Annotated in this window: 18 protein-coding genes; 12 read left to right on the plus strand and 6 right to left on the minus strand. The window is 69.2% G+C overall.

Annotation, left to right across the window (positions count from 1 at the left end; translation table 11 throughout):
• Positions 1–37 precede the first annotated feature (37 nt).
• The gene (locus tag AC07OZ_RS13425; protein WP_495467599.1) at positions 38–2,059 is read left to right on the plus strand and encodes a PAS domain S-box protein; all 2,022 of its coding nucleotides are present in this window, start codon (positions 38–40) and stop codon (positions 2,057–2,059) included.
• Positions 2,056–2,703: a response regulator transcription factor gene (locus AC07OZ_RS13430; RefSeq protein ID WP_495467600.1), complete on the plus strand. Its 648-nt coding sequence runs from the start codon at positions 2,056–2,058 to the stop codon at positions 2,701–2,703. The genes AC07OZ_RS13425 and AC07OZ_RS13430 overlap by 4 nt, the downstream gene beginning before the upstream one ends.
• Here the strand turns inward: AC07OZ_RS13430 and AC07OZ_RS13435 are convergent.
• From AC07OZ_RS13435 to AC07OZ_RS13445, 3 genes are read right to left on the minus strand one after another with little or no spacing between them, the layout of a single operon-like run.
• A complete protein-coding gene (locus AC07OZ_RS13435) occupies positions 2,680–3,906 on the minus strand; it encodes a beta-ketoacyl-[acyl-carrier-protein] synthase family protein (protein ID WP_495467601.1) in 1,227 nt (408 codons plus the stop codon). The two genes, AC07OZ_RS13430 and AC07OZ_RS13435, sit on opposite strands and share 24 nt — an antisense overlap.
• A 14-nt stretch (positions 3,907–3,920) precedes the next feature.
• Positions 3,921–4,196 (minus strand): acyl carrier protein, encoded by a 276-nt coding sequence (locus AC07OZ_RS13440; RefSeq protein ID WP_495467602.1) that lies wholly within the window; start codon positions 4,194–4,196, stop codon positions 3,921–3,923.
• Positions 4,180–5,085 (minus strand): alpha/beta hydrolase, encoded by a 906-nt coding sequence (locus AC07OZ_RS13445; RefSeq protein ID WP_495467603.1) that lies wholly within the window; start codon positions 5,083–5,085, stop codon positions 4,180–4,182. Before AC07OZ_RS13445 ends, AC07OZ_RS13440 begins: the two co-directional genes overlap by 17 nt.
• Before the next feature lie 135 nt (positions 5,086–5,220).
• On the opposite strand from AC07OZ_RS13445, the gene AC07OZ_RS13450 reads away from it, so the two are divergent.
• The 3 genes from AC07OZ_RS13450 to AC07OZ_RS13460 all read left to right on the plus strand — a co-directional run bounded on the left by AC07OZ_RS13450 (position 5,221) and on the right by AC07OZ_RS13460 (position 7,853).
• Entirely contained in the window at positions 5,221–5,910 is a 690-nt protein-coding gene (locus AC07OZ_RS13450; RefSeq protein ID WP_431101668.1) for a response regulator, read from the plus strand.
• Positions 5,911–5,920: 10 nt separating this feature from the next.
• Positions 5,921–7,378 carry a sensor histidine kinase gene (locus AC07OZ_RS13455; protein ID WP_495467604.1) on the plus strand — a complete coding sequence of 486 codons (1,458 nt, stop codon included), beginning with the start codon at positions 5,921–5,923 and terminating at the stop codon, positions 7,376–7,378.
• A gap of 79 nt (positions 7,379–7,457) precedes the next feature.
• Positions 7,458–7,853 carry a DUF488 domain-containing protein gene (locus tag AC07OZ_RS13460; protein WP_495467605.1) on the plus strand — a complete coding sequence of 132 codons (396 nt, stop codon included), beginning with the start codon at positions 7,458–7,460 and terminating at the stop codon, positions 7,851–7,853.
• 15 nt (positions 7,854–7,868) lie between these two features.
• Here AC07OZ_RS13460 and AC07OZ_RS13465 read toward each other — a convergent pair whose 3' ends face one another.
• Together AC07OZ_RS13465 and AC07OZ_RS13470 are read right to left on the minus strand one after the other, a co-directional pair.
• The gene (locus AC07OZ_RS13465; RefSeq protein ID WP_495467606.1) at positions 7,869–9,254 is read right to left on the minus strand and encodes a reverse transcriptase family protein; all 1,386 of its coding nucleotides are present in this window, start codon (positions 9,252–9,254) and stop codon (positions 7,869–7,871) included.
• A 258-nt stretch (positions 9,255–9,512) separates the two neighbouring features.
• Complete coding sequence (locus tag AC07OZ_RS13470; protein WP_495467607.1) at positions 9,513–10,508, minus strand: LysR family transcriptional regulator; 996 nt, start codon at positions 10,506–10,508, stop codon at positions 9,513–9,515.
• Positions 10,509–10,750: 242 nt separating this feature from the next.
• On the opposite strand from AC07OZ_RS13470, the gene AC07OZ_RS13475 reads away from it, so the two are divergent.
• The 7 genes from AC07OZ_RS13475 (at position 10,751) to AC07OZ_RS13505 (ending at position 20,432) form a co-directional block, all read left to right on the plus strand.
• Positions 10,751–11,599: an alpha/beta hydrolase fold domain-containing protein gene (locus AC07OZ_RS13475; RefSeq protein WP_495467608.1), complete on the plus strand. Its 849-nt coding sequence runs from the start codon at positions 10,751–10,753 to the stop codon at positions 11,597–11,599.
• A 56-nt stretch (positions 11,600–11,655) separates the two neighbouring features.
• Positions 11,656–12,867, plus strand: a complete 1,212-nt coding sequence (locus AC07OZ_RS13480) for an efflux RND transporter periplasmic adaptor subunit (protein ID WP_495467609.1) — start codon at positions 11,656–11,658, stop codon at positions 12,865–12,867.
• 181 nt (positions 12,868–13,048) lie between these two features.
• On the plus strand, positions 13,049–16,312 hold the full coding sequence (locus AC07OZ_RS13485; RefSeq protein WP_495467610.1) for an efflux RND transporter permease subunit: 3,264 nt from the start codon (positions 13,049–13,051) through the stop codon (positions 16,310–16,312).
• Positions 16,313–16,411: 99 nt separating this feature from the next.
• Positions 16,412–17,827 (plus strand): efflux transporter outer membrane subunit, encoded by a 1,416-nt coding sequence (locus AC07OZ_RS13490; protein WP_495467611.1) that lies wholly within the window; start codon positions 16,412–16,414, stop codon positions 17,825–17,827.
• A gap of 163 nt (positions 17,828–17,990) precedes the next feature.
• Positions 17,991–18,524 carry an NYN domain-containing protein gene (locus AC07OZ_RS13495; RefSeq protein WP_495467612.1) on the plus strand — a complete coding sequence of 178 codons (534 nt, stop codon included), beginning with the start codon at positions 17,991–17,993 and terminating at the stop codon, positions 18,522–18,524.
• 250 nt (positions 18,525–18,774) lie between these two features.
• The gene (locus tag AC07OZ_RS13500; RefSeq protein WP_495467613.1) at positions 18,775–19,512 is read left to right on the plus strand and encodes a type IV toxin-antitoxin system AbiEi family antitoxin domain-containing protein; all 738 of its coding nucleotides are present in this window, start codon (positions 18,775–18,777) and stop codon (positions 19,510–19,512) included.
• The gene (locus AC07OZ_RS13505; RefSeq protein WP_495467614.1) at positions 19,509–20,432 is read left to right on the plus strand and encodes a nucleotidyl transferase AbiEii/AbiGii toxin family protein; all 924 of its coding nucleotides are present in this window, start codon (positions 19,509–19,511) and stop codon (positions 20,430–20,432) included. The genes AC07OZ_RS13500 and AC07OZ_RS13505 overlap by 4 nt, the downstream gene beginning before the upstream one ends.
• A 7-nt stretch (positions 20,433–20,439) precedes the next feature.
• Here the strand turns inward: AC07OZ_RS13505 and AC07OZ_RS13510 are convergent, their stop codons facing one another.
• The gene (locus AC07OZ_RS13510; RefSeq protein WP_495467615.1) at positions 20,440–20,673 is read right to left on the minus strand and encodes a hypothetical protein; all 234 of its coding nucleotides are present in this window, start codon (positions 20,671–20,673) and stop codon (positions 20,440–20,442) included.
• Positions 20,674–20,696: the final 23 nt, after the last annotated feature.

Raw genomic sequence — 20,696 nt, forward strand, 5'->3', positions numbered from 1 at the left:
CCTCTCGTGCGCTCTGCGCAGCGCCTAGACTGCCGCCATGGCCGTGTCCCGACGACTCCTCCAACTGCTCAAGCGCGCGAGCTGGGCCCTGCCGCTGGTGCTGGCGGTGGCCTTCGCCGCGTCGGTCGGCGTGTGGCTGCGGCTGAGCGACATGCGCGACCTGGAGGAGGAGCGGCTGACGCTGATCGCCGACTCGCTGTCGCTGGAGGCGCGCATCTCCGACTGGCTCAACGCGGAGCACGCGGCGGTGGACCGCCTCGCGCAGCAGCTGCCGGGGAACGTCGACGACAATATGCTGCTGAACCATCGCGCGGTCGCCGAAGGCTTGCGGCGGCTGTGGGTCAGCGTGACCGTGCTGGACGGCAACAACCGCGTCATCGCGCATGTGCCGCAGCAGACGCCGCAGGCCTTGGCGCCGTCGCGGGAGCGCAGCGGCGTGAGCCTCGACGAGGGCGGGCTGACCGCGCACTGGAGCTCGCCGCGGCCGCAGGGCGGCCGGCTGGTCGTGCGCTTCGCGCCGAGCGCGCTGCTGCGGCAGACGCTGCCGTGGTGGCTCTCGCAGAAGTACGACGTGAGGCTGGTCGACGGCCTGGGTCAGCGGCTCGCGCAGACCGGTGATGCGCTGGCGCAGACCGGCGACACGCTCGCGCTCACCGGCACGCAGAGCTATCGCGTCAGCGTCGATCCGGCGATGCGCGAGACCTGGCTCGAGCTCAACACGCGCGTGCCGCATCGCCCGTGGTGGTACACGCTGGCGGCGGCGCTGATGGGCGTGTTCCTGCTGCTCTCGGCGCTGGCGAGCGGGATGCTGCGCCGGCAGATGCGCGAGGTGCGGCGTGCCGAAGGCGAGGCGCGCACGGAGGCGGCGTGGCGTCGCGCGGTCGAGGACTCGTTGACGGTGGGCCTGCGAGGACGTGATCTCGACGGCCGGCTGACGCATCTGAACCGCGCGTTCTGCGACCTGGTGGGCTACAGCGCCGAGGAACTGCTCGGCAGCCTGCCGCCGATGCCGTACTGGCTGCCTGACGAGATGGAGGACAGCCTGCGCCGCCACCAGCGGAACATGGCGGGTGGCGCGCCGCGAGAGGGCTACGAGGCGCGCTGGATGCACCGCGAGGGCCACGTGCTGGACGTGATGATCTTCGAGGCGCCGCTGGTGGATGCCAACGGCGTGCAGATCGGCTGGATGGGCTCGATCGTCGACATCAGCGCGCGCAAGCAGACCGAGGAACGCGACCGGCGTCGCACGGAGGCGCTCGCGCACCAGGCGCGGCTGAGCACGCTGGGCGAAGTGGCGTCGGCGCTGGCGCATCAGCTGAACCAGCCGCTCGCGGCGATCGCCGGCTACAACGCCGGCGCGCTGCGCTCGCTGGAGCGTGCCGGTCAGGCCGACGAGATCGTGCTGGAGGCGCTGCGCCGGCTCGGCGAGCAGGCGCAGGAGGCGGGGCGCATCGTGCAGCGCATCCGCGCCTTCGTGACGCGGCGCGCGCCGCAGCCGGAACGCTGCGCGGTGCCTGAACTCGCGGCGCGCGTGCTGGCGCTGCTCAAGCGCGATCTGCGCGGCGTGCTCGTCGACGTGACGATGCCGGCCGGTCTCCCGGATGTGCAGGCCGACGCGGTGCTGATCGAGCAGGTGCTGATCAACCTGGTCCGCAACGCGCTCGATGAATTGCACGGCCGGCCGGGCGCGCAGGTGCGCATCGCCGCGCAGCGCGTCGGCGAACGTTTCGTTCGCGTGGATGTCGATGACAACGGCCCCGGGCTGCAGGGCCGCGGCATCGATCAGCTGACGACGGCGTTCTATTCGACGAAGTCCGAGGGCATGGGCATGGGACTGGCGATCTGCCGCTCGGTGATCGAGGCACATCACGGTGGCATGGAAGCCGGCGCGAGCGCGCTCGGCGGCGCGAGGATCAGCTTCACGCTGCCGCTGTGTCCGGGGCAGGGCGCGTGCGACGGCAGCGCGGATGCTGCTGCCAGTGGCGCGGGCACGAACCCGGGCAGCGTTGCCGGCTCCGGCAAGGGCGGCATCGGACAACACAAGGAGGGCGCGCGATGAGCGACCCACAGGCGACGGTCCACCTGGTGGACGACGAGGCGGCGGTGCGTGACGCACTGGCCTTCCTGATGCGCACGCACGGGCTGCGGGTGGAACCGCATGCGAGCGGGCCCGCGCTGTTCGAGGCGCTCGACCGCGCCATCGATCCGCACGGCTGCATCGTGCTGGACGTGCGGATGGAGCCGCTCTCCGGGCTGCAGGTGCATGACGAGCTGATCGCGCGCGGCGTGCCGCTGCCGGTGATCTTTTTGAGCGGCCACGGCGACATCCCGATGGCGGTGGACGCGATGCAGAAGGGCGCGCTCGACTTCGTCGAGAAGCCGTTCAACGATCAGGCGCTGGTCAACAAGGTGCAGCGCGCGATCGCCACGGACATCCACCGCTGGCGCGAGTCCCGCGTCCATGCGGACGTCGCCGGCAAGCTCGCCAGCCTGACCGACCGCGAACGCGAGGTCGCGGTGCTGGTCGCGGCCGGCAAGCTCAACAAGCAGGTCGCCGATGAGCTCGGCATCGCGATCCGCACGGTGGAGGTCCACCGCGCGAGAGCGTTCACCAAGCTCGGCCTGCGCTCCGCGGCGGAGCTGGCGACGATGCTGGAGCGGTTCGAGGTGAAGGGCGGCTCAGGCCGCCCGGATCACCAGTGACACGTTGCTGCCGCCGAACGCGAACGAATTGCTGACCATCGCCTTCGAGGGATCGAAGGCGCGCGGCTCGCGGATCACGTCAGCGACTTCCTCGAGCACGCTCGTCGCGATGTGCGCGCTCGCCGGGAGTTGACCGCGGCGCATCGCCTGAATGCAGGCGACCAGCTCCAGCGCGCCGCCGGCCCCGATCAGGTGACCGTGCAGCGCCTTGGTCGCGCTGACCGGCACGCCGCGCACGCCGAACACGCGCGCCAGCGATTCGGCCTCGACCGTGTCGCCGACGTCGGTCGCCGTACCGTGCGCATTCACGTAACCAACCTGCGAAGCCTCGACGCCCGCGTCCGCCAGCGCGGCGCGCAGCGCGCGCTCCTGGCCGTCGGCGTCGGGACGCGACAGGTGGACCGCGTCGACGCTATGTCCGTAGCCGGCCAGCACGGCAAGCGCCGATGCGCCGCGTGCGCGGGCGTGGCTCTCCGTCTCCAGCACCAGCGCCGCCGCGCCCTCGCCCAGCACCAGGCCCTTGCGCGTGTCGTCGAACGGGCGGCAGCTGCGCGACGGATCTTCCGGATCCGCCGGCGCCATCACGCCCATCGCCTGCCACGCCGCCACCGAGCCCGGATTCAGCATCGCCTCCGAGCCCCCGACCAGCACCACGTCCGCGCGGCCCTGCCGCAGCAGCATCAGCGCCTCGCCGATCGCCTGCGCCGACGAGGCGCAGGCGTTGGAGATCGTCAGCATCGCCGCCTTCAGCCCGTACTTCATCGCCAGGTGCGAGGCGGCCGAGTTGCTCATCACCCGCACCACCGTGTACGGATGGATGCGCGGCGTTTCCTTCGTCAGGTGCTCGCCGTAGGACTGCTGCAGCGCGTTCGAGCCGCCCAGTCCCGTGCCCCAGGCCACCGCCGAGCGTTCCGGCGTCGCGGAGGTCGCCGGCAGGCCGGACTGCGTCCAGGCCTCGCGCGCCGCGTGCAGCGCCATCAGGCTGTGGCGGTCGTGCAGGTTGCGCTGCGCCGGTGGCATGTCCTGTCCCAGCGGCAGCGTCACCGCTGCCGCCGCGAACGGCGCCACGCCGCGCGCCGGTTCTCCCGGCTGCAGCGCGATCCCCGACCGCCCCTGCGCCAGCGCCTCCGCGAGCGAGTCCGCGTCCGGGCCGAGCGCGCTGCAGGCGCCGATGCCGGTGATCCATACCGCTTCCGGGCTCATGCCGGCACCGGCGCTCAGGCGGCGACGGCCGCGGGCGTGCCGCCGGCGTCGGCCTTGGCGGCCAGTTGCGCGTCCACGATCGCGGCCAGACCGACGATGGTCGGCTGCTTCATCGCGGTGTCGTGGTCGATCTCGATGTGGAACTTGTCCTCCACCGCGAACATGAAGTCGACCAGCATCAGCGAGTCCAGACCCAGTTCGGCGAAGGTGACGTCGTTCTTCAGGGCGTCCTCGGCCATGCCCAGCTCGTGGCAGGCCAGTTGGCGGAGTTGATCAAGCGTGTTGCTCATGGCGGCGGTCCTCGGTCGTGGTCAAAGAAGCTGGGTGTTCGGACAGTGCGTCGACAGGCACCAGCCGTTGCAGGAACTGGCGCGCCGCCTGGGTGACGGCGCCGCGTTCGTTGTCCAATGTCAACATGTGATAGCTGTGATGGAACCAATGCACCTCGGGCGTCGTCGCCAAGCGGCGTTGCAGGTCCAGCACGGAACGGGGGCCGCTGACGTCGTCCTCGCTCGCATGCAGGACGACGGCGGGCGCGTCGATCTCGTGCAGGCGGCGGCGCACGAGGCGGATCATCCGCGAGGCCTGGTACAGGGAGGCGGCCGGCAGCCGGTCCGCGCCGGCCGCGGAGACGTGGCTCGAATTCATCGCCTGCGCCACCCATTCGCGCAGCCGTTCGTTCTTGATGCCGTAGGGCGGTGTCTCGCGGAAGGCTAGCCATTGGCGCAGCGGCGGCACGTAGGCCAGCGGCAGCAGGCGGCGCCACGGCGAGACGTTCCAGCCGTCGAAATGCAGGCTGGTGGACAGCAGCATCAAGGCCGCCGCAGGCCGCTTCAGCGCGAGGGCCAAGGCCAGCACCGAGCCCATCGACAGGCCGCCGACGGCCACGCGGGTGTGCCTGGCGGCCAGCGCGTCGAAGTGCGCGGCTGCCATGTCGACCCACTGTTCGAAGGGCGGGACCGGCGCGCGACGAGGCTTGTCGGCGACCGGCGCCCCGGCGACCGGGGGAACGACGCCGTAACCGTCCAGCGCGGGCGCTTCCACGGCGTAGCCGGCGTCGCGCAGGGCACGGGCCAGCGGCATCATCTCCAGCGGGTTGGCGCACAGGCCGTGCAGGAGCAGCACGGCGGGGCGCGGGTCCGGGTGAGCGGTGAAGGCGTTGTGAACGTTGTTCGGCATGGGCGGCAGTCTGGCCAAGCTCGCTGTTGCGGACTTGACGCAAACCTGTCCGAAACCTGTCGGTGCCGTTGCCCTCAGGTTTCCGACAGGTGACCGATTGGCCGCCGCAAGGCTCTAGGCTTATGCTGACGCTCCATGCGAATCCTCCTGGTCGAAGACGATGAGTTCCTGGCGGAGTCCACCGCCCGGGCCCTGCGCTCGCAGTCCTGGGTCGTGGACGTCAGCGCCCGCGGCGAGCCCGTCCCGCTGTCCTTGCGCGAGGATCGTTACGACCTGCTCATCCTGGACATCGGCCTCGCCGGCATCGACGGTTTCGAGACGCTGCGACGCGTGCGCGCCCAGGGCAGCACGACGCCGGTGCTGCTGCTGACGGCGCGCGACGCCGTCGAGGACCGCGTGCGCGGCCTGGAAGGTGGCGCGGACGACTACCTGGTCAAGCCCTTCGCGCTGAGCGAACTGATCGCCCGGGCCCGCGCGCTGGTGCGACGCAGCCAGGCCCGCACCGGCAACGAGCTGAGACTCTCCTCGCTCCGGATGGATCTGGAAGCTCGCCGCGCCTACATCGCCGAGGAGCCGCTGGCGCTCTCTGCACGCGAGTGGGACGTGCTGGGCTTCCTGCTGGCGCGCGCCGGCAAGGTGGTCGCGAAGGAACAGATCGCCTCGGCCAGCAATGGCTGGGAGCAAGGCGTCAGCGACAACGCGATCGAGGTCTGCGTCTCGCGCTTGCGCGCCAAGATCGAGCCCGCCGGCCTGCAGCTGCGCACCGTGCGCGGTCTGGGGTATCTGCTGGAAGAGATGCCGCCCGCGCCGGCGGCCAAGGCCTGACCCCCGCGGCATGAGCGAGTCGTCCCCGCCCGGCGGCGCCTCTTCCGGCAGCGCTCTTTCCGGCAGCGTCCCCTCTGGAAACCCCCGGTCCGGCGGCGGCCGGACCTTCAGCCTCAAGCAGCGGCTGCTCATCTGGCTGATGGCCCCCGTGCTGGTCGCGGTGCCCGCGGCCGGCTTCATGCTCTACCGCGTCATGCACGACACGGCGATCTCCTGGCTCGACCAGGCGCTGGGCGACACGGCGCTCGCGGTGGCCAGCCTGCTGCGGGAGCGCGACGGCCAGGTCGTCGTCGACGTGTCGGGCCCGACCGACCGCGCGCTGCGCTTCGACCGCACGGACCGCGTCTATTACCTGGTGCTCGACCCGGCGGGCGAGGTCCTGCTCGGCGACGTGCAGCTTGCGCGGCTGAAGCTGCCCAAGCGCAAGCCCAATGAATGGTTCTTCACGCTGGCGACGCTGGACGGCGAGTCGCTGCGCGCGGCGGCGCTTGGCGCCACCTGCGGTGGCGGGCACGTCTGCCAGATCTTGGTCGCCGAGACGTTGAACAAGCGCGACGCGCTGCAACAGCAATTGCTGGTGGTCGTGGCGCTGCTGATCGGCGGCATGGCCGTGCTGCTCGCGGGCGCCGGCTGGTGGGCGACCTACCGCGGCCTGAGGCCGCTGTCGCAACTGAGCGCGGAACTGGAGCAACGCGACCTCGCCCGCCTGGAGCCGCTGCAGCACGACGTGCCCGGCGAATTGCGGCCGTTGATCGCGGCGTTCAACCGGCTGTTCGAGCGGCTGCGGCGGGCCTCGTCGGCGCAGCAGGACTTCCTGGCGAATGCGGCGCATCAACTGCGCACGCCCCTGACGTCGCTGCGGACCGAGATCGACCTGGCGCTGCTGGAGCCGCACGATCCGCAGATGGAGCCGATTCTCAAGCGCCTGCAGGGATCGGTGGACCGGAGCGCGCGCCTCGCGACGCAGATGCTGTCGATCGCGCGGGCCGAGGCCGAGCCGGGCGGCCGCGAGCAGCTGCTGGACCTGCGCGACATCGCGGCACAGGTGGCGGAGGACTGGGTGCCGCGCGCGCTGCAGGCGGGGGCGGACCTCGAGTTCGAGCTCGAGAGCGCGCCGATGCTGGGGCAGAGTTTCCTGCTGCGGGAACTGCTGGCCAACGTGCTGCACAACTGCCTGAACTACGCCGGACCGAATCCGCGCATCACGGTGCGCACCGGCTGCGACGGCGAGTGGTCGCGCGTGGAGGTCGAGGACAACGGCCCCGGCATCCCGCCGCAGGACCGGGACCGCGCGTTGCGCCGCTTCGAACGCGGCAGCGAGTCCAAGGGCACAGGCAGCGGCCTGGGCCTGGCGATCGCGGTGGACATTGCTCAGCGGCACCGCGGGAAGCTGGAGCTGCTCGATGCGACGGCCGGGCAGGGGCTGCGGGTGCGGTTGAGCGTGCCGCGGGCCGGCGTTCAGGCCTGAACGGGACGTCGTCGCAGCCCGACAGCATTCCGGGAATGCGACGCTTGGAAGTGACCTGCGAGGCGGCGATCATGTCGCCATGAGCATCCGCATCGTCCAGCTCGGCGTCACGCCACGCCTGCCCAATGAAGGCCCCCGCCTCGGCACTGTCCGCCGCCCTCCGCGTGGCGTCCGCAAGGAGGACTACGGGCGTCTGGACTACTACGACAGCTGGCTGCCGCTGCTGTCGCCCAGTGCCGAACTGATGGCCCAGGGGCGGGCCGCCGAGGACGACAAGCAGTGGACCACCTTCGCTCGTGCGTATCGCAAGGAGATGAGCGAATCGGCGCCGTCGCAGATGCTGGACACGCTGGCGGCGCTGTCCCACTCGTCCAATCTGTCGATGGGCTGCTATTGCGACAACCCGCTGCGCTGCCATCGCAGCCTGCTCACGCAGTTGCTCACTGAACGTGGCGCCGCGATGAGCAGCGAGTGAGAGCAGCCAGTGAGATCAGCGAGCCGCGCCGAACGCGATCGCGTCGAACATCCGCTGCAGCTTTTCCACCCGGGTCGGTGCCAGGAACTGGCGAGCCCACGCGAGTCGCCCCGACAGTTGCGAGCGCAGCGCCGGATCGACGGCATCGAGCGCACCGAGCTGATGCAGCTCGGCCTTCAATCGATCGAAGTCCTCCCGTGCGAGGTTGGGCTTCGCATTGACGACGACGCCGGTCACCCGCTGCCGGCCGCCTGAGGGCATCGCAAGGGTCTTGTCGCGGCGCAGCCGGAAGCCCTCGTCCTCGACGATGGCCTGGACCCAGGCGCGGAACTCGCGCTGATCGCGGCGCAGCGTCGCGGGGCCGGAGAACACCAGGTCGTCCGCGTACCGCGAATAGCGCGCGCCGAAGCGATGGGCGAGTCCGTCCAGCCGCAGGTCGAGCGGGAACGCGCACAGGTTGGCCAGCGCCGGTGACGTCGGCGCGCCCTGCGGCAGGTGCGGCGAAGCGAGACGCTTGGCACCGTCGAAGTCGATCGATCCGTCCTCGCGCAGCCGTTCGCGGATGGGTGTCGGCGTGCGCGCGGTACAGAGCGCCGTCAGCCGCTCGACGACCGCGTCGGAGAACCCCAGTGTCCGGAACGTAGCCGCGATCCGCGCGCGTCCGATGCTGGGAAAGAAGTCGCGCAGGTCGAAGCGGATGACGAAGTCCTGGCCGGCGTGGACCGCCGCGTTCGTCGCGACGTTGCGGCCGGGCACGAAACCATGCGCGGCCTCGTGGCAGGGCAGCGTGTTCAGGAGCCCGTCGAGCAGGCGGCGTTGAATGGCCTTCAGGCGCGGAAGCGGCGCTTCGATCAGTCGCAGGCCGCCGCGGCGCTTCGGCACGAGCAGGCAGCGGTAATGCGGCGTTGGCGCGACGTGTGGTCGTTGCGGCGTGGCGACCGCCTCGCGGTAGCGCCGCGCGGGGCCGGCAAAGTGATCGAGCTCTTCGAGCGTCAGGTCGAGCCACGCCGCCAGGTCGGCCTCCGTCGACCAGTCCGGCAGCACGAGGTGCTCCAGCGCAAAGGGCAAGGGCCGCATCCGCGATGGCCGAAGCAGCAGGCGGCGAACGGTGGGTCGAGGGAATCGTTCGAGATCGAAACCCTCGTGGAACGCGTCGATTTCCAGCAGCGCATCGGCGAAGCTGCGGATCGAATGCGCGCGCCACACCGGCGTCGTCCATCGTGCAAGCGCCACGCAGAGCGGCTTCAGCCAGGGCCGCGCTTCGACGCCCAGGCATTGCTCGGCACGCGCCTGCAGCGCTTCGGCCTCGCGGGCGCGCGGCGACTCGTCGTCCGCCTGCAGCGCGCGGGCGAGCGCCAGCGCGATCCAGCGGGGATAGGTCAACGGCGCGGCAACGGTCATCGGCGGCGGGGCGATCCTTGTCGCCACCGCGATCTGGGCGATCGCGGCGACGGGGGCAAGAGGTGACCCCCGGGTGCGCCGCCAACTGGCCGGTCTCGACCGATACAGGTCCGCGCGGCAGCGCGGTGTCGTATCGGCGCCGGATGACTAACGAAGAAGAGCGCCGCGGGGAACCCCCGCGGCCGGAGGCGCGAACGCTTCCGAAGGCTTGGCGGCGACCGGAGGTCGGCGGCGATTATGGGCGCGAGGCGTGACGCGTCAAGCCGCGCTCAGCACCGCCTGCTTCGCCGCATTGGCCTGCAGCGGGATGTATTCCGCGTCGGACTCGGTGCGCTTGGCCTCGCAGCTCGCGACCAGCTGCTTCTGCCATTGCGAGTGGCGCTCGAACAGCTCCGCGATCCAGTCGACGAAGACGCGCAGCTTGGTGCTCAGGTGCCGGTTCGGCGGGTACACGACGTACAGCGGCAGCGGGTCCGATTCCCAATCGCAGAGGAAGGGCACCAGCTCGCCCGAGTCGATGTGCGGCTTGATCATGAAGTAGGGCGCCTGGATCACGCCCAGCCCTGTCAGGCCCGCCGTCATGTACGCGTTGCCGTCGTTCACCGAGACCTTGTAGTGGCCGTAGATCTCGTAGCGCTGGCCGTTCTTGCTGTAGTCGAACGGAAAGCGCTTGCCCGTGCGCGTCGAGAAGTAGCTGACCACGTGGTGCTGGTCCGATTCCAGGTCCAGCGGATGCTGCGGCAAGCCGTGCTGCTGGATGTAGGCCGGCGAGGCGCAGCAGCCGTAGCCCCAGTCGCCGATGCGGCGCGCGACCAGCGACTGGTCGGTGATCTCGCCGCCGCGCACGACGCAGTCGACGTTGTCGCCGATCAGGTCCACCGGCCGGTCCGACACGCCGAGGTCGATCTGGATGTCCGGATGTCTTGCATAGAACTCCGGAAGTGCGGGGATCAGCAGCAGGCGCGCCACACTCGACGCGACGTCGACACGGATGCGTCCCTTCGGCGCCGCGCGCGCATGCGACACGGAACCCTCGAGTTCCTCGATGTCCGACAGCAGCCGCGTCACGCGCTCGTAATACGCGGCGCCGTCCGGCGTCACGCTGACGCGCCGCGTCGTGCGGTTCAGCAGCTTGACCTTGAGGTGGTCCTCCAGCGACTGGATCAACCGCGTCACCGCGGTCTTGGGCAGGTCCAGCGATTCCGCCGCCCGCGTGAACGTCCCGGCTTCCACGACGCGCGCGAAAGCTTGCATGGCATTGAGCTTGTCCATCCTTGAACCCCTGACTGCTGCGGCTGCTCACCGCGACTGCGCCAACAACACAACGGCGCGTCTGCGCGCGCGCGAGGTCGCCATCCTGCCCGATCGATTGTTTCGTCGATGAAACGCTGAAGCGCGTGCCGGGCTATTTATCGGACGGCGTCCGTTGTCTAAATTTCGCTGCATTGCAACATGAACCGGTCTGCCCCCACGGGGAGCAGGCCTTTGGCCCTGCCATGGACGCGCTGCCGCTGACCTCCTGCCACGACGACCTCCTGCCCGCCGGCGACGGCGTGGTGCCGGTGCGCGTGTACAAGAGCGCCGCCCGCCGCAAGGACGCGCCGGTCGTCATGCACCTGCACGGCGGCGCCTTCACCGGCGGCGACCTGGACAGCGGCGAGCTGGTCTCGCGGCTGCTGGCGGATGCGGGCGCGGTGGTCGTCGACGTCGACTACCCGACCGGCGAAGCGACCGTGTTCCCTACCGCGTTGAAGACGCTGGACGCGCTGCTGGTCGGCGTGCACAAGGCGCGGACCAAGCTGTCGGGCAAGGGCGCGCCGCTGCTGGTCGCCGGTGAAGAGGCGGGCGGCAACCTCGCCGCGGCGCTGGCGCTGATGGCGCGCGACCAGGGCCACCGCAAGCTCTCCGGCCAGATCCTGATCGGGCCGATGCTCAATCCCTGCATGGGCACCGCCTCGCTGCGTCAGGCCGACGCCGGTTACGGCGAATGCCGCTGGATGCACGGCTGGCGCGCCTACCTCGGCGAATGCGAGGAGGGCGACCACCCCTACGCCGCGCCGGCCAACACCGGCCGCCTCGCGGGCCTGGTGCCGGCGCTGGTCGTCAGCGCCGACGACGACCCGATGCGCGACGAGGCACTGGCTTATGCCCGCGCGATGAAGCGCGCCGGCGTCGACGTGCAGCAGGCGCTGATCGCCGGCCCCAGCGGCTGGCCCTGCAGCCTGATGAAGCTGCCGTCGCTGTCCGCCCTCCAGCTGCCCTGGGCGAGCGCCCTGCGCCAGAAGCTGGCCGATTTCCTGTCCCTGATCCCACCGGCCGGTAAGTCCCGGCTGCAACCTGCCTGACCCCAAGAGCCTTCACAGAACTCCCAACGTCTATCCCCGTCACCGGAGCACCCACCATGAACAAGAAGATCTTTGCCACCTCGCTCACCGCCGTCGCCGCGGTGGTCGGGGCCCTCGTCGTCGGTCTGCACAGCCAGCAGGCGGTCGCTAATCAACCGTCGGGCGCGCCGCAGGCGATTCCCGTCTCCGTCGCCACCGTCGCGAGCCAGGACGTGGCCGCGTGGGACGAGTTCTCGGGCCGCCTGGAAGCCGTGGAGCGCGTCGATGTCCGCGCCCGCGTCTCCGGCGCCGTGCAGTCGGTGCATTTCCGGGAAGGGGCGCTGGTGAAGGCCGGCGATCTGCTGATCACCATCGATCCCGCGCCGTATCAAGCCGAGGTCGACCGCGCTGATGCGCAGGTGCTGGCCGCGCAGGCCCGCGTCACGTACTCGAAGAGCGAGCTGGAGCGCTCCACCCGCCTGTGGAGCGAGCGCGCCATCGCGCAGCGCGAACTGGACGAGCGCAGCAACGCCTCCAATGAAGCCAACGCCAACCTGCGCGCCGCGCAGGCCGCGTTGCAGTCGGCCAAGCTGAACCTCGGCTACACGCAGGTGAAGGCGCCGGTGGCCGGCCGCGTCGGCAAGCTGGAAGTCACGCAGGGCAACCTCGTGGCCGCCGGTCCCGGCGCGCCGGTGCTGACGACGCTGGTCTCGGTCAGCCCGATCTACGCGAGCTTCGATGCCGATGAAGGCACCGTCGCCCGCGCGCTGAACGAGCTGCACGGCAACGCCAAGATCGCCACCGGTGACCTGTCGAGCATCCCCGTCCAGATCGGCACCGCCGCCACCGCGGACACGCCGTTCGCCGGCAAGCTGCAGCTGATCGACAACCAGGTCGACGCCCGCAGCGGCACGGTGCGCGTGCGCGCGGTGCTGGACAACAAGGACGGCGCGCTGATCCCGGGTCAGTTCGCGCGCATCCGCCTGGGCCAGGCCAAGTCGCGTCCGGCGGTGCTCGTCAACGAGCGCGCCGTCGGCACCGACCAGAGCAAGCGCTTCGTGATGGTGGTCGGCGCGGACAACACGCTGAGCTACCGCGAGGTGCTGCTGGGCGCCAACGTCGACGGCCTGCGTGTCGTCACGTCGGGCCTGAAGGCCAACGAGCGCGTGGTCGTCAACGGCCTGCAGCGTGTGCGCCCCGGCGCGCTGGTCGCTCCGACCATCGTCCCGATGAACGCCAAGGCCGAGATCCAGGCCAAGGACGGCGCCCCCAAGGCCGACAAGTCCTGATGACATGACGGCCCCCGGTCCGACCTATGGCCGTCCCGCCCCCCGAGGGGGCGTCAGGACAGCTTGGGGCGGCCCGGCGCTGTCCTGACTCGACGGTCTCACGGACGCCCTCTGGCGCGGCGGTTTCGCCCCGCGCGAGGACGACCTTTGCCTGTTTATCCAGTCGACTTGAAAGACTGACATGAATCTCTCCAAATTCTTCATCGACCGCCCGATCTTCGCGGGTGTGCTGTCGGTGCTGATCTTCGTTTCCGGCCTGCTCGCCGTGCGCGTGCTGCCGATCTCCGAGTACCCCGAAGTCGTGCCGCCGCAGGTGGTCGTCCGCGCGCAGTACCCCGGCGCGAACCCCAAGGTCATCGCCGAAGCCGTGGCCACGCCGCTCGAGGAATCGATCAACGGCGTCGAAGGCATGCTCTACATGGGCAGCCAGGCGACGACCGACGGCCTCATGACGCTGACGGTGACCTTCAAGCTGGGCACCGACCCGGACAAGGCCCAGCAGCTGGTGCAGAACCGCGTCTCGCAAGCCGAGCCGCGCTTGCCCGAGGAGGTGCGCCGGCTCGGTCTGACGACGGTCAAGAGCAGCCCCGACCTGACCATGGTCGTGCACTTGCTGTCGCCCAACGACCGCTACGACATGACCTACCTCCGCAACTACGCGGTGCTGAACGTCAAGGACCGCCTGGCGCGTATCCAGGGCGTGGGTCAGGTGCAGCTGTTCGGCTCGGGGGACTACTCGATGCGCATCTGGCTGGACCCGCAGAAGGTGGCCGAGCACGGCCTGTCGGCCAGCGACGTCGTCCAGGCGATCCGTGAGCAGAACGTGCAGGCGGCCGCCGGTGTGGTCGGCGCCTCGCCGGGCCTGCAGGGCATCGACCTGCAACTGCCGATCAACGCGCAGGGCCGTCTGAACAACGAGCAGGAATTCGGCGACATCATCGTCAAGTCCGGCGCCAACGGCCAGGTGACGCGTCTGCGCGACCTGGGCCGCATCGAGCTGGGCGCCGCGGAATACGCGCTGCGCTCGCTGCTGGACAACAAGTCCGCGGTGGCGATCCCGATTTTCCAGGCGCCGGGTTCGAACGCGATCGAGATCTCGAACAACGTGCGTGCCACGATGGCCGAGCTGAAGAAGGCCATGCCTGAAGGCGTGGACTACTCGATCGTCTATGACCCGACGCAGTTCGTGCGGGCGTCCATCGAGTCCGTCGTCCACACGCTGCTCGAAGCGGTGGCGCTGGTCGTGCTGGTCGTGATCCTGTTCCTGCAGACCTGGCGCGCGTCCATCATCCCGCTGCTGGCGGTGCCGGTGTCCATCATCGGCACGTTCGCGGTGATGCATCTCTTCGGTTTCTCGATCAACGCGCTGTCGCTGTTCGGCCTCGTGCTGGCGATCGGCATCGTGGTGGACGACGCGATCGTGGTCGTCGAGAACGTCGAGCGCAACATCGAGGCGGGCCTGAGTCCGCGTGAAGCGACCTACCGCGCGATGCGCGAAGTGTCCGGCCCCATCATCGCGATCGCGCTGGTGCTGGTCGCGGTGTTCGTGCCGCTGGCCTTCATCACCGGTCTGACGGGTCAGTTCTACAAGCAGTTCGCGCTGACGATCGCGATGTCGACGGTGATCTCGGCGGTCAACTCGCTGACGCTGTCGCCCGCGCTGGCCGCGATGCTGCTCAAGGGCCACGACGCGCCCAAGGACTGGCTGACCCGCGCGATGGACAAGGTGCTGGGCCGCTTCTTCGGCGGCTTCAACAAGCTGTTCAACCGCGGCGCCAAGGCCTACAGCGGCGGTGTGACGAAGGCGATCGCCCGCAAGGTGATCATGCTGGTCATCTACGGCGGCCTGCTGGGCCTGACCGTCGGCCTGTTCAAGGCGGTGCCGAGCGGCTTCGTGCCGGCGCAGGACAAGCAGTACCTGATCGGCTTCGCGCAGCTGCCGGACGGCGCCACGCTGGACCGCACGGAAGACGTGATCCGCCGCATGAGCGAGATCGCGATGAAGACCCCCGGCGTCGACCACGCCGTGTCCTTCCCGGGCCTGTCCATCAACGGCTTCACCAACAGCTCGAACTCGGGCATCGTCTTCACGCCGCTGAAGCCTTTCGACGAGCGCACCGGCAAGGGCCTGTCCGCCGGTGAGATCGCGGGCAACCTGAACGCGCAGTTCGCGCAGATCCAGGACGCCTTCGTCGTGATGTTCCCGCCCCCGCCGGTGCAGGGCCTGGGCACGACCGGCGGCTTCAAGTTCCAGCTGGAAGACCGCGGCGGTCTCGGCTACGAGGCGCTGGACGCGGCGGTCAAGGCCTTCATGGCCAAGGCCCAGAAGGCGCCGGAACTGGCCGGCCTGTTCAGCAGCTACCAGGTCAACGTGCCGCAGTTGTACGCCGACCTGGACCGCACCAAGGCGCGCCAGTTGGGCGTCGCGGTGACGGACGTGTTCGACACGATGCAGATCTACCTGGGCTCGCTGTACGTCAACGACTTCAACAAGTTCGGCCGCACCTACACGGTCCGCGTGCAGGCGGATGCCGCCTACCGCGCCCGTGCCGAGGACGTCGGTCTGCTGAAGGTGCGTTCGGCCTCGGGCGAGATGGTGCCGCTGTCGGCGCTGATGAAGGTCCAGCCGAGCTTCGGTCCGGAACGCGCGATGCGCTACAACGGCTTCCTGTCGGCCGACATCAACGGCGGCGCCGCACCGGGGTATTCGACCGGCCAGGCGCAGGACGCGGTCGAGCGCATCGCCGCGGAGACGCTGCCCCCGGGCATCAGCTACGAATGGACCGAGCTGACCTACCAGGAAATCCTGGCCGGCAACTCCGGCGTGTGGGTCTTCCCGCTCGCCATCCTGCTGGTGTTCCTGGTGCTGGCCGCGCAGTACGAAAGCCTGGCGCTGCCGGTGGCGATCATCCTGATCGTGCCGATGGGTCTGCTGGCGGCGATGACCGGCGTGTTCCTCAGCCACGGGGACAACAACGTCTTCACGCAGATCGGGTTGATCGTGCTGGTCGGCTTGTCGGCGAAGAACGCGATCCTGATCGTGGAGTTCGCCCGTGAGCTGGAGTTTGCCGGCAGGACGCCGCTGCAGGCGGCCATCGAGGCGAGCCGGCTGCGTCTGCGTCCTATCCTGATGACGTCGATGGCGTTCGTGATGGGTGTGCTGCCGCTGGTGCTGGCCACGGGCGCGGGCGCCGAGATGCGCAACGCGATGGGCGTGGCGGTGTTCTCCGGAATGATCGGCGTGACGGCCTTCGGCCTGTTCCTGACGCCGGTGTTCTACGTGGTGGTGCGTCGCCTGACCGGCAACAAGCCGCTCAAGCAGCACGGCGAGGTGCCGCATGACGTCGAGGCCTTCGTGCAGCCCGAGCAGGGCGCGGGTCACGACTTCGGTCCGGGCGGCAATGCCCGTCCGCATCCGGCCGCGCCGCGCCACGAGCACGAGTAACTCGCAATCCTGATCCACGACACCTGGAGTTCCGCCGCGAGGCGGGCTCCGGGGCCGGCGGAGCCTCAGCGGCTCCGTGCGGCTCCAAGGAGTGATGCCATGAAAACCAAACTGATGATGACGACGCTGCTGGCGGCCCTGGTGCTGGCCGGTTGCGCGACACCGCCGCCGATCGACGAATCGCGCCTGCCGGCGACGCCGACGGCCTTCAAGTCGCAAGGCACCGCGACGGTGGGCGAGGCGCGCTGGGCGGTGGCCCCGCCGGCCGATGCCGAGCCGCGCGGCGACTGGTGGCTGGCGTTCGGCGATGCGACGCTGAACGACCTGATCCGCCGCTCGCTGGTCAACAACAACGACCTGCAAGGCGCGGCTGCGCGACTGGCGCAAGCCCGCGCACTGCTGCGCAGCACGAATGCGGATCGCCTGCCGCAGGTCGGCGCGAGCGCTGGTGCCACGCGCGGCACGGTGGCGGGCCAAGGCCCGGCCGCCACGACGGTCTACAACGCCGGCCTGGGCGCGAGCTGGGAAGTCGATCTCTCCGGCCGCTTGTCGGAAGCGACCCGTGCGGCGTCGCTGGACGCGCAATCGCGTGAGGCCTTGCTGCAGTCCACGCGTTTGATCGTGCAGGCGGATGTGGCGCAGACCTATCTGGCCCTGCGCTTCGCCGACCAGGAGCGCCGGCTGGTGCGTGACACGGTCGCGGCCTATCGCGAGACGCTGGCGCTGACGCAGCGCCGTTATCAAGCGGGCGACGTCGCCGAGCTGGACCTGGCGCGCGTGCAGACGGAAGTCGCCGCGACCGAGGCCGAGGCGATCAGCCTCGACCGCCGCCGCGCCGAGCTGGAGAACGCGCTGTCGGTGCTGCTGGGCGAGCCCGCGTCGGGCTTCAAGGTGGCGGAAGACACGGCGCTCGCGCCGCTGCCGGCTATCCCATCGGGTCTGCCGAGCACGGTGCTGGCGCGTCGTCCTGACGTGGCGGCGTCGCAGCGCAGCCTGCTGGCGGCGCAGTCGCGGGTGGGCGTGGCGCAGGCCGCGTGGTTCCCGAGCCTGACGCTGACGGCCAACGGCGGGTACGCCTCGCCGGAGCTGAGCGACGTCTTCCGCTGGTCGGCGCGCGCGTGGTCGGTCGATGCGCTGCTGTCGCTGCCGATCTTCGACGGCGGCCGCCGCAAGGCAGGCGTGGAGTCGGCGAAGGCGGGCCTGGATCTGGCGATGTCGAACTACCGTCAGCAACTGCTGCAGGCGCTGCGCGAGGTCGAGGATTCGCTGGTCGGCCTGCAGACCTTGTCGCAGCAGGCGGAAGTGCAAGGGCAGGCGGTGCAGTCGTCGACGCGCGCGACGGCGCTGTCGGACTCGCGCTATCGCAACGGGCTGGTGAGCCAGCTCGACCTGCTCGACGCGCGCCGCAGCGAGCTGCGCAACCGCCGTGCGGCGCTGCAGGTGCAGGCCGCGCAGTACCAGGCGACGGTGGGACTCGTCCGCGCCCTGGGCGGCGGCTGGACCACGCCAGCCTGAGCCCCGGCCGGGCAAGACCCGGCCCCAACATACGCGACCGGACCTTTACCGGTGCCCCTTTGGGCGTGCAGGAGTGCACGCCCTTTTTTCGTTCGTGGCCTGCTCAGGTTTGGAGGGATGCCGCGAGGGACCCTGCCTAGAATCGTCGTAACCGAAAGGAAGCATGAAAACGGTCTGGATCATCGACGGCGCCTACCTGTTCAATGTGGGTCGCGGCCGTCCGTTCGATTACCTCAAGCTCAAGAACGAGCTCGTCCAGCGCAACGGTGGTCCGATCTACGAGAGCTACTACCTGAACTCCACGCGCGACCTGGCAACGGACCAGCAGAACGCGTTCCACACGTGGCTCAAGGCGGCACCGCCGCGCGGTCCGAAGATTCGCGTCCAGCTTTACGAGATGAAGAACCTGCATCTTCAATGCCCGGATTGCGGCGTGCAGTTCGACCGCGAAGTGCAGAAGGGCGTGGACGTCGCCATCGCGACGCTGCTGATCAAGCTCGCGGTGCAGAACGTTTTTGACCGATTGATCCTGTCGGCGGGCGACGGCGATTTCGAGGAGGCGATCTCCTACGTCAAGTCGGATCTCAAGAAGGAAGTCTGGGTCAGTGGCTTGCAAGCCAATCTGTCGACCGACTTGCAGTCCTATGCGGACGAGGTGGTGTGGATGGACGATCTCTATCCGACGATCGCCAGGTGAGTCGCGACGGCGGCGCGCACGCCTGAACAGCGTTCTCGCCACGGACGATTTCCCGTCGCCCTTCTTGCGGGCAGGAATGCATGCCGCTCCTCGTTTTCCCCAGCGATTTCAGTCACGACCCTGGCCTATTGCCGTAGGTCGGGGCGGTTTTTCCACGAGTGGAGGTCATGGCTTGCCGCGCCTGCACCACCTAACGTTCGTCGCTGACAAACAAGGATCCAGGGAATGAAATGAGGCGTAAAGTTGACGAATGGGGACAACTATCGACCAAGGATCATTCAAGGCGCTTCTCCGCGATCACCCGCGGGGAGAGCCTGTGGACATGGGCGTGTTGCAACGCGAAGGCATCTCCGCCTTCCGTGCATCCGCCTGGGCACGTACCGGATGGCTCGACCATCTGGGTCGAGGCGTCTATGCCGTTGCAGGCGATGCGTTGTCGCGCGACGGTGCTCTGGCATTCCTGGCGCGCCAGGTGCCGGGATTTCACGTGGGCGGCAAGACTGCGCTGGCTTGGCATGGCCTGGAACACGACATCGCGTTCGATGAGGTGCTCAGCCTCTGGGGCGATCGACCCAAGGCGATACCGGCATGGATCGCCGAGCGGTTTCCCGTGCGGTACCAGACGACGCGGATCCTGGAGAAGCAGGCTCATGCCTCGCTGGGACTGAAACCCCTGCCTGCCGGTGATCCTCGCGTGCTTGTCTCCTCACCGGAGCGGGCCATGCTGGAGATGCTGAGCGACCTGGGCAAGACGCAGAGCCTTGCGGACGCCCGCCGCCTGATGGAAGGCCTTGGCGGTTTGCGGACGAAGGTGCTCGATCAACTGCTGGCGCGGACGGATCGGATCAAGGTCGTCCGCGCGGCCGCACACCTGGCTGCGGACCTTGGCCTGCCTTGGGCGGCCGTGGCGCGCACGCACAGCGACCGCCTCGGCGGTTCGCGCTGGATCGCAGTGTCCAAAGCTGGGGAGAGACTGGACTTTCGATGACATTCAATGCGCGGTATGTCGACACGGTGCGACTGCTGCTGGACATTCTCCCGACGGTGTTTGCCTCGGAACGGTTCGCGATGAAAGGGGGCACGGCGATCAACCTGTTTGTTCAGGACATGCCCCGACTCTCTGTCGATATCGACCTGGTCTGGGTCGATCCAACGCCAGACCGCGAGGTCGATCTCGCAGGAATCACGGGCGAGTTGAGCCACATGGCCGCGGCTCTAGGCGAGCAAGGTCTGCAAGTGCAATGGTCGACGCGCCTGGATGGCGAGGAGGTGCGACTCCTCGCCGCTCGGAAGACAACGCGGGTGAAAGTGGAAGCGAACGCTGTGTTCCGAGGCACGTTGCTTCCGGTTCGTGCCTTGCCGCTGACGGCGGCGGCTGCCGAGATCTTCGACAGCGACGTCGCAGTTCCGACGCTCGCTGTCGAGGAGTTGTACGGGAGCAAGCTCGTGGCGGCGATGGACCGTCAACATCCGCGCGATCTGTTCGACGTGATCGGCATGTGGCAGCGCCTCGGATGGAACTCCAGTGTCATCGACTGTTTCGTCGGATACCTCGTCGGGCACAACCGGCCAGTGCATGAGGTGCTCTTCTCCGCGCCACGATCTCTGCAATTGAGCTACGGCAACGAGTTTCGCGGCATGACGCGTACGCCGGTGTCCCAGTCAGAACTCGAATGCGTTCAGCGGCAGTTGCTCGCCGAGCTGCCTCAGCAACTCACCGACGCGCATCGTGAGTTCCTGGTGTCGCTGGTGCGGGCGGAGCCGGATTGGTCCTTGATGCCTTTCGACCACCTGCGGCATCTGCCAGCAGTGCGGTGGAAGCTCGACAACCTCGCAGTGCTTCGGCGGAAGCATCCCGCGAAGTTCGAGGAGCAGCATCGGCAGTTGGTGGCGGGACTGAAGCGTTGACGCGCTCTCAGCAATGCCCGCCCGCTCGCGCCCGCAAGCGGCGCCAGCCGGCGCGCATGAGCCACGTCCCGATCCCCGCCAGCAGCAACACGATCACGAACGCCCCACCGGCTCCCGCCGGCGCGCCTGCGCCTTCCGCGGCGCCGATCAGCGGCTTGAGTGCGTTGTAGCCCGCCACCACCGCCGCGATCCACAGGATCGCTCCGCCCAGGAACTGCCCGAGCGCCACCAGCTTGTTCATCCCGTCACTCCGTCCACGTCGGA

Source organism: Roseateles sp. GW821-FHT09G03, from assembly GCF_059416045.1.

Coding starts and splice junctions, on each gene's coding strand:
- AC07OZ_RS13505 (WP_495467614.1), top strand. CDS start 19,509: ATGACATTCAATGCGCGGTATGTCGACACGGTGCGACTGCTGCTGGAC.
- AC07OZ_RS13460 (WP_495467605.1), top strand. CDS start 7,458: ATGAGCATCCGCATCGTCCAGCTCGGCGTCACGCCACGCCTGCCCAAT.
- AC07OZ_RS13435 (WP_495467601.1), bottom strand. CDS start 3,906: ATGAGCCCGGAAGCGGTATGGATCACCGGCATCGGCGCCTGCAGCGCG.
- AC07OZ_RS13445 (WP_495467603.1), bottom strand. CDS start 5,085: ATGCCGAACAACGTTCACAACGCCTTCACCGCTCACCCGGACCCGCGC.
- AC07OZ_RS13450 (WP_431101668.1), top strand. CDS start 5,221: ATGCGAATCCTCCTGGTCGAAGACGATGAGTTCCTGGCGGAGTCCACC.
- AC07OZ_RS13495 (WP_495467612.1), top strand. CDS start 17,991: ATGAAAACGGTCTGGATCATCGACGGCGCCTACCTGTTCAATGTGGGT.
- AC07OZ_RS13455 (WP_495467604.1), top strand. CDS start 5,921: ATGAGCGAGTCGTCCCCGCCCGGCGGCGCCTCTTCCGGCAGCGCTCTT.
- AC07OZ_RS13465 (WP_495467606.1), bottom strand. CDS start 9,254: ATGACCGTTGCCGCGCCGTTGACCTATCCCCGCTGGATCGCGCTGGCG.
- AC07OZ_RS13440 (WP_495467602.1), bottom strand. CDS start 4,196: ATGAGCAACACGCTTGATCAACTCCGCCAACTGGCCTGCCACGAGCTG.
- AC07OZ_RS13475 (WP_495467608.1), top strand. CDS start 10,751: ATGGACGCGCTGCCGCTGACCTCCTGCCACGACGACCTCCTGCCCGCC.
- AC07OZ_RS13490 (WP_495467611.1), top strand. CDS start 16,412: ATGAAAACCAAACTGATGATGACGACGCTGCTGGCGGCCCTGGTGCTG.
- AC07OZ_RS13470 (WP_495467607.1), bottom strand. CDS start 10,508: ATGCAAGCTTTCGCGCGCGTCGTGGAAGCCGGGACGTTCACGCGGGCG.
- AC07OZ_RS13430 (WP_495467600.1), top strand. CDS start 2,056: ATGAGCGACCCACAGGCGACGGTCCACCTGGTGGACGACGAGGCGGCG.
- AC07OZ_RS13510 (WP_495467615.1), bottom strand. CDS start 20,673: ATGAACAAGCTGGTGGCGCTCGGGCAGTTCCTGGGCGGAGCGATCCTG.
- AC07OZ_RS13480 (WP_495467609.1), top strand. CDS start 11,656: ATGAACAAGAAGATCTTTGCCACCTCGCTCACCGCCGTCGCCGCGGTG.
- AC07OZ_RS13425 (WP_495467599.1), top strand. CDS start 38: ATGGCCGTGTCCCGACGACTCCTCCAACTGCTCAAGCGCGCGAGCTGG.
- AC07OZ_RS13485 (WP_495467610.1), top strand. CDS start 13,049: ATGAATCTCTCCAAATTCTTCATCGACCGCCCGATCTTCGCGGGTGTG.
- AC07OZ_RS13500 (WP_495467613.1), top strand. CDS start 18,775: ATGGGGACAACTATCGACCAAGGATCATTCAAGGCGCTTCTCCGCGAT.